Source organism: Saccharopolyspora sp. NPDC050642 (assembly GCF_040654735.1).
In the GTDB taxonomy this organism is placed as follows: Bacteria; Actinomycetota; Actinomycetes; order Mycobacteriales; family Pseudonocardiaceae; genus Saccharopolyspora; species Saccharopolyspora elongata.
Genome location: NZ_JBFAIN010000039.1, coordinates 12,350 through 23,517 on the forward strand (window position 1 = coordinate 12,350; position 11,168 = coordinate 23,517).

Consider the following 11,168-nt stretch of genomic DNA (forward strand, 5'->3'; position numbering starts at 1 on the left):
CCACTGCGACGCCGGGCGCGTGTTCGTCCACAGCGGACATTAAGTCGTCCGAATTTTCGGCGGTGGCAACCACTTCCAGAGCGACGGCGAACTGGTGGTGGTGTAGCCGCGTCAGGCCGGGGTGCAGGTGGCTCGGACCTGGGTGGACGCGATGTGGGCGCCTTCGCCGTCCGCGCCGCCCGCGTAGTCCTCGCCCCGGTCGTGCAGCTTCACCGAGATCTTGCCCTGGGTGATCTTGTACGACCCGAGGTCCACCCACTTGCCGAGGTTGGTGACCTGGTTGATGTCCTTCACGCCGATCACGTTCGCCGCGCCCTGCTCGAACGAGTTGAAGATCGAGTAGTGCGCCCTGGTCGCGCCGACGTTGCGGCGGTCGCCGTCGTTCGGGATGTAGACCGACAGCGCGCAGGTGCCGGTCGTCACCTTGCCCGACACGTCGAAGGTCCACTTCGCGGAGTTGCTGGGGCCGGATGTGTCCAGGTCGCCGGACATCGGCATCGCGTCGAAGGTGCCGCGGCAGCGGCCGTCGGCGGCACCGCCGTTGCGGATGTACCAGCCCTCGCTGCCGTTCGAGTGGTAGCCGACCGCCTGGTACTGCTCCGTCGCGGTGTTCGAGCAGCCCGCCCCGGCGATGAGCGTGCCGCTCCCGCCGCTCGGCCCGCTCACCGTCGACTGATCCGGCGGGGGCAGCGGGTCCTTCGCCGTCTCGGCGGGTTCCTCGCCCTGTGCAGGGGGGACGTCGTTCCCGGCGGTCGGCTCGGGCTGCGCGGGCGGTGCCGGCACCGGTTCCGACATGGCTTCATGCCCCGGCAACGCCTCCACCGCGTCGATCGGAACGCCGTCCCCGGCCATCCCCGGGGTGTCGTCATCGCCCGAGAACAGCACCGCGAGCACGAACGGGACGGAGACGAGGATCACCGCAGCGGCGGCCAGGGAGATCAGCGAAACCTTCGACGGCAGGCCGACGTCCTTGGCCGGCTGGGGCGGAACGTCCGCGGCGGGCGCCGGTTCCGGCCGCGCCGCGCCGGAAAGCGAGGCCAGCGGGACCTTTTCGTAGGACGGCTCGTCGGGTTTCGCCGATTCGATCGGAGTGCCCTCCGCCGGCACGTAGAGCCGCAGTTCCGGCGGCAACGAATCCAGAGAGCGGTCCTCGGGCGACCCAGCGCCCCCGTTCCGATCAGTATCCGACGCCACACTTACTCCAGAAATCGGGGAAGGCGACGTTCCCGAAAGGGACACCGCGTTTCAGCCCGTAGCTTATACTTTGCCCCGATCTGGGGGGAACCTGCCGCTGATGCACCTTTACCAGATATAAACACCTGGTCGACAGCAACAGAAACGAAGGTCATGCACGACCTCATCTTCGTCGCGCTCGTATCGCTGTGGTGCTCGGTGGCCGTGGGCCTGCTCGGCGCCTGGATCCTGTGGTTCCTGCGGCGGGGGTCGCTCGTCGTGATGATGATGATGCTCGCGGTCATCACCACCATCTCCATCGGCTTCACCTTCGTGGTGCTCGCATTCCTCGACCTGTTCACCGTGCGCGGCATGACCGCCGTGCTGCTGGCGTGCATCCCGACGGCCGCGGTGTCGGTGATGCTGTGCCTGCTGCTCGGCAGGCGGATCCTGCACGGCAGCCGGAACCTCGCGCGCGCCACCCGCACCATGGGCGAGGACGGCCGGTTCGCGGCGCCCGCCCAGTCCGGCTCGGCGGAGCTGGCCGTGCTGACCCAGGAACTCGCCGCGACCAGCGCCGCGCTCACCGCCTCGCGGGAGCAGGAGCAGCTGCTGGAGGCGTCGCGACGGCAGCTCATCGCGTGGGTGTCGCACGACCTGCGCACGCCGCTGGCGGGCCTGCGGGCGATGACCGAGGCGCTGCAGGACGGCATGGCCCGCGACCAGGACCGCTACCTGGGCCTGATCCTGCAGGAGACGCAGCGGCTGGACCACCTGGTCGGCGACCTGTTCGACCTGTCCCGCATCCAGTCCAACTCGCTGACCCTGTCGCTGACGCCGGTGTCGCTCGCGGACCTGATCAGCGACGCGGTGACCGCGATCGAGCCGCAGGCCCGCAGCCGCGGCGTGCGGCTGGTGCCGGGCGGCATCGAGCCGGTCGCGGTGCGGGTGGACATCCGCCAGATCAACCGGGCGCTGGGGAACCTGCTGAGCAACGCCGTCCGGCACACCCACCCCGGCGGCGCGGTCACGGTGTGCGCGCACGCGGCGGAGGGCCGGGCGGTTCTGTCCATTTCGGACGCCTGCGGCGGAATTCCGGAGGCGGACCTGCACAAGGTCTTCGAACCGGGCTGGCGGGGAACCCCGTCCCGCCCGGCGGGCAAGGACGTCGGCGGCGGGCTGGGGCTGGCGATCGTGCGCGGCATCATCGAGGCGCACCACGGCGGCGTCGCCGTCCAGAACGTCGAGGGCGGCTGCCAGTTCACCGCGTGCCTGCCGCTGGCCGGTTGAGGCTCGGCCCTGGAGAGTTCGGCCTCCGACGGCGCAGTTTCAATTGAAACTGCGGGCCTTGCGGGGGACCGAACCTTGGGTGGCGTCGTGTGGGGTGGGGCCGGGGCGTCGTCGGGCGAGGCATCGGCTGGGGATCAGGCGGCTGCTAGAAGGGGTTCCCGTCGGACGACGCCCAGTTCGATCGCCTTGCGGGTCAGCTCCGCCTTGTTGCGGACCTCCAGCTTCGCCCGGATCCGCTTGACGTACGTGTCGACCGTCGCTCCGGACAGGCCCATCCGCCGGGCCGCCTGGGAGTGCGTGTAGCCGTCGGCGATCCAGCGCAGCACCTCCTGCTCGCGCCGGGTGAGCACCTGCTGCGCGGGCTCGGCCGGGGCGCCGCCGCCGATCAGGGCCGCCCGGGAACCCGACGCGACGTACACCGCGCCGCGCGCCACCACGCCGAGCGCGTCGTAGAACTCCTGGTCGTCGCAGCCGTCGCCGATGAAGCCCAGCGCGCCGGCCCGCAGCAGCTCCGGGACCTGCGCGGCGGCCTGCTCCGGCAGCACCACGAGCACCCGGTAGGAGCGGCTCAGCCGCGAAACGCAGTGCACCAGGGCGTCCGCCGGCAGCGTTCCGCCGTAGGCGAGCACCGCGACATCGGAAGCGCTGGACAGGCGCTCGGGGGCCTGGTCGAGCAGCCGGGAGATCTTCTCCTGCAACTCGGGGCGGTCGGCGAACACGGTCACGTCGGACAGCACACGAACCAGCAACGTTCTTCACTCCCGGTGTCGCCGGTTCGCGCCGCGGCACAGACGTCTTCGGCTGTTCGTCGCGATTCGGCGGAATTGGTGGGGCTAGGGAATTTCCGACTAGCCCGCGGCCTCTCTGACACCAGGAACGCTACCGGCGGAATGGCCGGGATCGAAGAGATTCCAACGGTCTGTAAACGTCAGTCGGACCTTGTAAGAATCTGTAAGGGTCGCGCGCCCGCGGTAATCGATCGCGCACTTTCGGTAATGCGCGACTGCACCGCACACTCTGGGCGCGGGAGTGAGTGTGCGGTGCAGCGCGGTTCCCGGCCCGCGGGAGGAGCCGGGAGATCGGGTCACCAGCGGCGGTGCGCTCCGGTGCCGCGCGGCCGGATGGCCGGCAGCACGGCGGTCTGCGCCGCGGCGACGTCCGCGACGTGCGGGCGGGGCGCCGTGCGCATGGGCACGGTTTCCCGGGCCGGCCGGGGCAGGACCGGGAGCAGCTGGGTGTCGCCGTTCAGCCGCGCACCTGCGCGGCCGTCGAGCAGGTCGATGCAGGTCAGGTCGCCGTTGTGCGACTCGATCACGTCCCGCAGGGTGCGCCGGTCGGCCCGGGAGACCGGGAGCTGCCGACGCTCGGCGAACGCCGCGAGCGCCTGGGCGGCCGCGAGTTCGTCCCCGTTGTCCAGGTGGTTGGCAACCGCAGCGCTGAGGTTGTCCGACATTTCCGGTGCGAGGTGCAGGAACACCTCGTCGAGCTCGTCGAAGCCGTCCATCTCGGAGGGCATGATCACGCCCTGCTCCCAAACGAACACGGTTTCCTCCTGAATTCGCCGACTTTCGTCAGGCGCTGCAGTCGATCTTCATCTGCGCCGCTGCGTGGTGCGCGTAGGTGGGGCCCTTGTCGGTCCAGTCCTTGCCGCGGGAATGCAGCTTGATGGTCAGCCGTCCACCGGTGACCGCGAACCGTCCACCGTCGACCCAGCTGCCCTGCCGGTTGGTCTGGAAGACCCGGAAGTCGCCGGACGGGCCCTTGGTCTCGTCGCCCTGGTAGACGGTGTAGTAGCTCGGGTCACCGCCGACGTGCTGCAGGTCGCCGCGAGGCACGAACACCGACACCTGGCAGCTGCCCTGCTTGACGTCACCAGTAGTGAACCGCCAGACCGCGGAGTTGTCACCGTCCCGGTTCGGGTCACCCGACATCGGCAGGGAGGAGTACGAACCGTCGCAACCGTCCGCCGCGTGGGCGCCGCCGCTGTTGAGCCAGCCCTGGTTGCCGTTGGCGTAGTAGCCGGGACGGCTGAAGCTGCCGCTCCCGCAGCCGGGCCCGGCGAAGCCGGAGAAGACGACCGGGTGGGCAGCGGTGCGCGCGGGGTCGGCCGGGACGGCGGGCTGCACCTCGCCGCGCGGGATCTCCCCAGCGGGCGGAGGAAGCACCGGCGCGCCGTCGTTCGGGCTGCCGGGCGGCGGGGGGCCTTGGACCAGGTTGCCGTCCGGGATGCCCGGCGGCGGGACCGGCTGCTCCTGCGCCATGCCCGGGATGAAACCGGACTGCGCCTGGGCGTCGTCCTCGTAGGCCGCCGGATTCGGCAGGGAGCGCGAGGGGGTGTCGTCGTTCTGGAGGAGACCCGCGATCAGCACGGGGACGGACAGCAGCACCAGACCGGCCACGGCCGCGGCGGCCACCACCGGCTTGGACACGCGGTTTCCGGGGCGCGACGGGACGTCGGCGGTCTTGGCGGTCTTGGCGGCGGCGACGGGCTTGGCCTTGGTGGCCGTCGCCGTGGCGGCCGCGGTCGCAGCCTCGGCCTCGACCGCCGTGGCCTTGCCGGTGCCGGCGTCGGCGACCGGCTCGGTCAGGGCGGACTCCTTGATGGCGGGCATCATCTCGGTGTCCGCATTGGACGTCCGCAGCTCGCGATCGGCAAGGTAGGCGACGCCGCTCTCGCTGGCGCCGTAGTACTTGTCCTGCTCCCAGGGGTGGTCGCCCTCGGTGGACTGATCTTTGCTGCCGCTCGGGCTCATCTCTCGCTTCCCATCGGTCGAGTCTCTGCCAACCGCTCCCGCCGGGTCGGGGTTGTGCGGTTCGCGCTGCGGAGCCGTCTCACCCGGAGCGCCGACCGCGCCCGGGCCCCGGGCATTGAGCCTGGTCAAGATCGCGCTGCTCGACAAGTAACCGAATAAGGGACAGGGGCGTCAGGGAAGCGCACTTGCACGTTCAGATAGCGAAAGGGTTCCGGGCGGGCTGTGGCGCGGAACGGCCGGATCGGTTGATCTCGGCGCATGGCCCTTTCCCCTTTGGACGGTCCGACCGGCGGCTACCGCAACGCCCCCACCTCGGCCCCGGAAGCCGGGTACGGCTTGGCCGCGCCGCAGGAGTGGACACCGGCCGGCGGCGTGCTTTCGGTCGACCAAACCGAGTTGCGGCGCGCCGTCGCGTTGTTCCAGGAAGCGGCGGCAGCCGCCAGAAGCTCAGCGGGGAAGGCGCCGCGAGTCGCGGGGCAGGGCCTGCCGCCGTGGGGCGATGATCCGCTCGGGGCGGCGTTCGGCGGCGGCTACCGGGATCCGGCCGAGCAGGCGTGCGCGGCGCTGGACGAGCTGTCCGGGCTGCTCGGCGACGTCGCCGACCGGCTCGTCGCGGCCGGGCGGACCTTCGCCGAAACCGAAGCGCAGAACGTCGAGCACGCCCGGAGGTGGCAGGCCGATGGCCGCGGTTGACGTACCGGACGATGTCCAACGCCTGCTGGAGGTGCTGGTCGGCAACGACTGGCCGGAGGGCGACCCGGACGAGCTGCGGGCGATGGCCGCCGGCTGGCGCGAAGCGGCCGAGCACCTGGGCGTCGTCGTCGAGCTCGTGAACGGGGGCGCGGCGCAGGTCGCTCGCGCGCTGACCGGGGAGACGGCGGATTCGTTCCGGGCGTTCATCGCGCCGCTGCTCGGCGAGGAGGGTTACCTGCCGCAGCTGGCCCTGGCCGCCTCCGGTTTCGCCGACGCGCTGGACGGGATGGCGCTGGAGATCGAGACGCTGCGGATCATCATCATCCTGCTGCTGACCATCCTGGCCATCGACATCGCGGCGCTGATCGCGGCCGCGGTGGCCACCTTCGGCGCCTCGACGGCCGTCATCCCGGCGAAGGTGGCCGCCACCCGGACGACGCTCGCGGCGGTGCTGCGGAAGGCGATCAACCAGGTGCTCGCCCACCTGGCGGGCTCGGTGCTGGACCAGGTCGGGGTCACGTTCTTCGCGCAGTTCATCCAGATCTGCCAGGGGAAGCGGAAGGGATTCGACGGCGGGATGCTGGCGATCTCGGCGCAGAACGGCGCGATCGGCGGAGCCGTCGGCATCGGGGCGGGACCGCTCGGCAACGCGATCAAGGTCGGCGGCGCGAAGGCGCTCGGATCGCACCTGTTCGACGGGTCGGCCGCGAAGACCTGGAAGGGGGCGACCGTCCAGTTCGGAGCCAACCTGCCGCTGAACGCTGGATGGGGCGCGGCTGTGGGCGCGGCGGAAGCGGCGGCGCAGGACGCGGCATCGGGCGCGAGCGGCGACGAGGTGTACGGGGCGGAGAACGGAGCGTTCACCGGAGCTCTCGACGCGGGCAGGGGATCGTTCAACCCGCACGGGAAGTTCTCGACGTCGACGAGCGTCCACCTCGACAACATCCCGTGGCGGGGCAAGAACACTCCCCAGCCCGCCCCGTCCCACCCGAATCCGATCCCGACTTCGTCGGAGCCGCCGAAGCTCCCGGAAACCCCGAAGGAGGACTGGACCGCCTGGGCCGACGAAACCATCGAAGCGCTGAACCGTTAGCCGAGCGCCAAAAGACCAGGCCGAGCGCGCTACTTCAGGTCCGATCCCTTCGCCACGACGACCCCGTAGAGATCTCCGATCGTCGCCAAAGCGCTGGAATGGACCTGCTCCGCCGACACGTCCCCGTTCGCGGACGGCAGGGGCCGGGTGGCGCAGGCGTCGGCGACGACGGTGGGATCTGGCTCTTCCTTCCGGCGTGTCAGGAAACGGACTTCTCGGCGACGACGATCCCGTAGATGTCTTCGATCGTCGCCAGCGCGCTGTGGTGGATCTGCTCGGCGGACAGCTCGACCCCGGCTCCCGCCAGCGGCCGGGTGGCGCACGCGTCCGCGACGACCGTGGGCGAGTAGCCGCGCAGGAATGCGCCTTCGGTCGTGAAGGTGACGCACATGTGCGTCATGAACCCGGCGATGATCACGTTCTCGCGACCCGCGGCCGCGACCTTCTGCTCCAGATCGGTGCCGTGGAAGGAGTTCGGCGCGTGCTTCACCACGACGGACTCACCGTCGACCGGTGCCACGCTGGGGTGGATCTGGCCGATCTCGGCGCGGATGTCGTAGGGCGTGCCCTCGCCACCGTCGTGGACGACGTGGATCACCGGCGTCCCGGCCTCACGCGCCCGCGCCAGCAGCGCCGCAGCGGAATCCAGTGCCTCCCGCCAACCGTGCAGCTCCATCACGCCACGGGTGTAGGTGTTCTGGTAGTCGACCAGGATCAGCGTGGCGTCGGCGAGGGTCGCCGGTGTTTCGCCGAAGCCGTTGAGCTGGCGCAGCGTCGTGGCAGCCATGGGCAAAAGCCCTCCTCAGGTGGGGTTTCGAGATCGCTCGGCACCGTGGCGGCGCCGACGTGATCGACGCTACGATCGCGCCGTGGTGTCTGCAATGACGCCCGACTTGCAGATCTGGACATCGCCTCGGAGGGAGAGCCCGTGCCCGCGCTGAAGCGGCTGATCGTCATCGTCGTCTTCGACGGCGTCGACCTGCTGGACATCACCGGCCCGCCGGAGGTGTTCGCCCTGCTGCAGCGGGAAGTCGACACCGACACCGGCTACCGCGTGCTCCTGGCCGCCGAGACCACGGATCCGATCACCACCGCGGCGGGCGTGCGGGTCCTGCCGGACGCCACGTTCGACGAGGTCAGCGGCCAGCGCATCGACACCCTCCTGGTTCCCGGCTCGGTGCGCATCGACGCCGACCAGCGCGTGACCGCCCTGACGGACCCGCAGGTCACCGCCCGCGTCAGGCAGCTCGCCGGCACATCGCGCCGCATCGCCTCCGTGTGCGTCGGCGCCCACATCCTGGCCGCCGCGGGCCTGCTCGACGGGAAGCGCGCCACCACGCACTGGTCGACCGCCCACCAGCTGGCCGCCGACCACCCCGCCGTCACCGTGGACGCCGACCCGATCTTCATCCGCGACGGCGCCGTGTGGACCGGCGCGGGCATCAGCTCCTGCCTCGACCTGTCCCTGGCGCTGGTCGCCGAGGACTTCGGCGAGCCCGTCGCGCTTCGCGTGGCCCGCCATCTCGTGATGTACCTGAAGCGCCCCAGCGGGCAGAGCCAGTTCTCCGTGCCCCTCGAACCGGTCTCCACCACGCGCCGGATCGAGGACCTGCGGCACTACATCGCCGGCCACCTGTCCCGGCCCATCGGCCTCGCCGAGCTCGCCGAACACGCCCGGGTCTCCGAGCGCCAGCTCGCCCGAATCTTCAAGGCGGAACTCGGCATGACACCGACCGCCTACATCGAATCCGCCCGCGTCGAACTCGCCCGCAACCAGCTGGAATCGACCGACGCCACCCTGGACCGCATCGCCACCACCTGCGGGTTCGGCACCGTCGACACCCTCATCCGCGCCTTCCGCCGCCAACTGGCGACCACGCCGAGCGAGTACCGGAGCGGCTTCCAGTACGCCCCGCAGCGGCAGGGTCGCGCTTAGGATCCAGCCGTCACATGCGTGTCGATGTTCGGGAGTTGGGCGTGCGCATCGGGGAACTTTCGGAGCGGACCGGCACTTCGCGGCGGTTGATCCGGTACTACGAGGAGCAGGGGCTGATCGTCGCCGACCGCTCCCCCAACGGCTACCGGGAATTCGCGGAGTACAACGTGGACCGGGTGATGCAGATCCGCGGGCTGCTCGACGCGGGGCTGCCGACCCGGATCATCAAGCAGATCCTGCCGTGCCTGGACAAACCCCGGGTCATCTACTTCCCCGACGCGACGCCGGAGATGATCGCAACCCTGGAGCACGAGCGGGACCGGATGACGGACCGGATCAGGTGCCTGACCAGAAACCGGGACGCGGTGAGGGAATACCTCGACGCGGTCCTCGAGTACAACCGCACCGGCGCGGCCCCGGAAGCGACCGGATAGCTCAGGCGTCGGTCGGCTGCTCCGCGTTCTCCATGCGGACCATCGCCACCCACTCGCGACGGGTCGGGGTCCGCGCCTCCGGACCCGATTCGGCGATGTGCGCCCGCAGCCCCGGCGGCAGGGAGATGCCGTGCTTCTCCAGGTAGTACGTGGTCAGATCCGACCAGATCCAACTGCCGTCGGTGCGCAGCGTCACCGGGACGACCGGCTCCTCGCTGTCGGTCAGCAGGTCGGGGACCAGGTCGTCCTCCTCGGTCAGCGGCTCGCCCGAGTTCAGGTAGGCCACCTGCGACTCGCGCTCCGGCCCGGCCGGCTCGCGCTCCTCGTTCTCCTCGTCGAAGCGGGCGAGTTCGATGGTCGGCTCCGGGCCGACGCCGAAGATCTCCCGGCCCGCCACCAGCGCCGGCGCGTGGTAGTAGGGGTCCAGCGGACTGTCCGAGCGGAACACCTCGACCTGCGGGCTGGCCAGCCCCGCGTCCCACAGCCGCTCCGCCAGCTCCGCGGCGATGAGCTGCGGCTTCATCCCGCCCTCGGTCTCCACCAGGTGCATCGCGCGGGCCACTTCCTCCGGTCCGCCCTCGGGGAGCCGCCACGCCTGCCACGCGGTGTGCGTGCCCGGCTGCGACTCCAGGTACTCGCGGACCACGGCGGCGTAGGTCTCGGAGAGCGGATCGTCGGCGCCGTGGAAGTCCCACGCCACCACCGAAACGTCGAAGGCTTCGTCGAGCACGCCGACCGCTTCGGCGACGGCCGCGTCGACGCCGTCGAGCAGGACCTCGCGGGTGTCCGCGGGCAGGGGTTCGTTCCACTCCCGGAAGACCTGGGCGATCAGCCGCACCGCGTGGGACCACTGGCCGGCCACCAGCCAGCGCCGCGCCTGCCACACCACCTCGTCGGGCAGCATCGGCGCGAAGCGCAACAGCAGCTCGTGCCGCGCCGCGTCCTGCTCGTCCTGCGTCATCTCCGAACCCCAAACTCCAGTTGCCGCACTGCGCACCGCCAGCTTCCCCGGGCTCCGGCACCGGTTCAAGTAACCGATACCGGGACGGTCCTCACGCCACCGCGCGCTTGAACGCGCCGGCGAGCAGCCGCATGGAGGCGTCCGAACCCGGGTTGACGAGGACGTCGACGCCTTCGTCCGGCAACACCTCCGCGAGCTCCGCGGCGGTCACCTCCTGCCAACCCGCGACCTGCACCCTACGTCGATGAGCCGGGGCGGTCGTCACCAACACCGACGCCACGTCGTCCGGGGACGGCGCGATCACGGGGTTGCCCTCCTCGTCGATCGCGACCCCCAGCACGGCTTCGCGCAGCGTCGCCAGCAGCGCTTCCGCGTCCGCCTCGCCCTTGTTGACCAGCCGCAGGGTGGCGTCGACGGGGTCGGTCGGCGAGCCGGGGCCGGACGGCACGTAGTCGGGGTTGGCCTCGAACCGCCCGGTCGTGCCGTCGGCCTCCACGTACCAGCCGCCGACCACCGCTTCCAGCGGCGGCTGCCGCGGATCGCCGCCCTGCTCCTGCCAAGCCGGGTCGATCAGGAACACCCACCGGTCCTCCTCCGGCAGGACCGGCGCCTCTTGCTCGTCCGGGTTGACGCTCATGGCCAAGATTCCCTTCCCCTTCGGGCAGATCTTCGTTGCCGGTCGGCCGGAATCCCGCCGGTCGCCGATCCGCGCCGGAACCGCCGGCCTCGTCGGCGACGATCGCCTCGCCCGGGGCTCCACGTCGGCCTTCCCAGGAACATCACCGCTGGTAGCAGCGTATATGCCCACCGGCGAGACTTCGAAGGACATCCGCGC

General features: G+C 70.8%; 12 protein-coding genes. 5 read left to right on the forward strand and 7 right to left on the reverse strand.

The window, feature by feature from the left end; all coding sequences use genetic code 11:
• Positions 1 to 111: 111 nt before the first annotated feature.
• The gene (locus AB0H93_RS36415) at positions 112 to 1,131 is read right to left on the reverse strand and encodes a hypothetical protein (RefSeq protein ID WP_358579557.1); all 1,020 of its coding nucleotides are present in this window, start codon (positions 1,129 to 1,131) and stop codon (positions 112 to 114) included.
• 216 nt (positions 1,132 to 1,347) lie between these two features.
• On the opposite strand from AB0H93_RS36415, the gene AB0H93_RS36420 reads away from it, so the two are divergent.
• Entirely contained in the window at positions 1,348 to 2,463 is a 1,116-nt protein-coding gene (locus AB0H93_RS36420; RefSeq protein ID WP_358579559.1) for a HAMP domain-containing sensor histidine kinase, read from the forward strand.
• Positions 2,464 to 2,597: 134 nt separating this feature from the next.
• Here AB0H93_RS36420 and AB0H93_RS36425 read toward each other — a convergent pair whose 3' ends face one another.
• The 3 genes from AB0H93_RS36425 to AB0H93_RS36435 form a co-directional block, all read right to left on the reverse strand.
• Complete coding sequence (locus tag AB0H93_RS36425) at positions 2,598 to 3,212, reverse strand: response regulator transcription factor (RefSeq protein ID WP_358579562.1); 615 nt, start codon at positions 3,210 to 3,212, stop codon at positions 2,598 to 2,600.
• A 335-nt stretch (positions 3,213 to 3,547) separates the two neighbouring features.
• Positions 3,548 to 4,006 (reverse strand): hypothetical protein, encoded by a 459-nt coding sequence (locus tag AB0H93_RS36430; protein WP_358579564.1) that lies wholly within the window; start codon positions 4,004 to 4,006, stop codon positions 3,548 to 3,550.
• 28 nt (positions 4,007 to 4,034) lie between these two features.
• Positions 4,035 to 5,216 (reverse strand): hypothetical protein, encoded by a 1,182-nt coding sequence (locus AB0H93_RS36435; RefSeq protein WP_358579566.1) that lies wholly within the window; start codon positions 5,214 to 5,216, stop codon positions 4,035 to 4,037.
• Positions 5,217 to 5,474: 258 nt separating this feature from the next.
• Here AB0H93_RS36435 and AB0H93_RS36440 point away from each other — a divergent pair, with 258 nt between their 5' ends.
• Together AB0H93_RS36440 and AB0H93_RS36445 are read left to right on the forward strand one after the other, a co-directional pair.
• Positions 5,475 to 5,909 carry a hypothetical protein gene (locus AB0H93_RS36440; RefSeq protein WP_358579568.1) on the forward strand — a complete coding sequence of 145 codons (435 nt, stop codon included), beginning with the start codon at positions 5,475 to 5,477 and terminating at the stop codon, positions 5,907 to 5,909.
• Entirely contained in the window at positions 5,896 to 7,002 is a 1,107-nt protein-coding gene (locus AB0H93_RS36445; RefSeq protein ID WP_358579570.1) for a hypothetical protein, read from the forward strand. Before AB0H93_RS36440 ends, AB0H93_RS36445 begins: the two co-directional genes overlap by 14 nt.
• A 199-nt stretch (positions 7,003 to 7,201) precedes the next feature.
• On the opposite strand, the gene AB0H93_RS36450 is transcribed toward AB0H93_RS36445, so the two are convergent.
• Positions 7,202 to 7,789 carry a cysteine hydrolase family protein gene (locus tag AB0H93_RS36450; RefSeq protein ID WP_358579573.1) on the reverse strand — a complete coding sequence of 196 codons (588 nt, stop codon included), beginning with the start codon at positions 7,787 to 7,789 and terminating at the stop codon, positions 7,202 to 7,204.
• 141 nt (positions 7,790 to 7,930) lie between these two features.
• Here AB0H93_RS36450 and AB0H93_RS36455 point away from each other — a divergent pair, with 141 nt between their 5' ends.
• Positions 7,931 to 8,938 carry a helix-turn-helix domain-containing protein gene (locus tag AB0H93_RS36455; RefSeq protein WP_358579576.1) on the forward strand — a complete coding sequence of 336 codons (1,008 nt, stop codon included), beginning with the start codon at positions 7,931 to 7,933 and terminating at the stop codon, positions 8,936 to 8,938.
• A gap of 41 nt (positions 8,939 to 8,979) precedes the next feature.
• Positions 8,980 to 9,372 (forward strand): MerR family transcriptional regulator, encoded by a 393-nt coding sequence (locus AB0H93_RS36460; protein WP_132492598.1) that lies wholly within the window; start codon positions 8,980 to 8,982, stop codon positions 9,370 to 9,372.
• A 1-nt stretch (position 9,373) separates the two neighbouring features.
• Here AB0H93_RS36460 and AB0H93_RS36465 read toward each other — a convergent pair whose 3' ends face one another.
• A complete protein-coding gene (locus AB0H93_RS36465) occupies positions 9,374 to 10,333 on the reverse strand; it encodes a hypothetical protein (RefSeq protein ID WP_358579578.1) in 960 nt (319 codons plus the stop codon).
• A gap of 91 nt (positions 10,334 to 10,424) precedes the next feature.
• Positions 10,425 to 10,970 carry a type VII secretion system-associated protein gene (locus tag AB0H93_RS36470; protein ID WP_358579580.1) on the reverse strand — a complete coding sequence of 182 codons (546 nt, stop codon included), beginning with the start codon at positions 10,968 to 10,970 and terminating at the stop codon, positions 10,425 to 10,427.
• Between the last annotated feature and the right edge of the window lie 198 nt (positions 10,971 to 11,168).

What these genes read in the sequence shown, in the direction of transcription:
- AB0H93_RS36420 (WP_358579559.1), top strand. Translation starts at nt 1,348, where the DNA reads ATGCACGACCTCATCTTCGTCGCGCTCGTATCGCTGTGGTGCTCGGTG.
- AB0H93_RS36435 (WP_358579566.1), bottom strand. Translation starts at nt 5,216, where the DNA reads ATGAGCCCGAGCGGCAGCAAAGATCAGTCCACCGAGGGCGACCACCCC.
- AB0H93_RS36440 (WP_358579568.1), top strand. Translation starts at nt 5,475, where the DNA reads ATGGCCCTTTCCCCTTTGGACGGTCCGACCGGCGGCTACCGCAACGCC.
- AB0H93_RS36445 (WP_358579570.1), top strand. Translation starts at nt 5,896, where the DNA reads ATGGCCGCGGTTGACGTACCGGACGATGTCCAACGCCTGCTGGAGGTG.
- AB0H93_RS36450 (WP_358579573.1), bottom strand. Translation starts at nt 7,789, where the DNA reads ATGGCTGCCACGACGCTGCGCCAGCTCAACGGCTTCGGCGAAACACCG.
- AB0H93_RS36465 (WP_358579578.1), bottom strand. Translation starts at nt 10,333, where the DNA reads ATGACGCAGGACGAGCAGGACGCGGCGCGGCACGAGCTGCTGTTGCGC.
- AB0H93_RS36470 (WP_358579580.1), bottom strand. Translation starts at nt 10,970, where the DNA reads ATGAGCGTCAACCCGGACGAGCAAGAGGCGCCGGTCCTGCCGGAGGAG.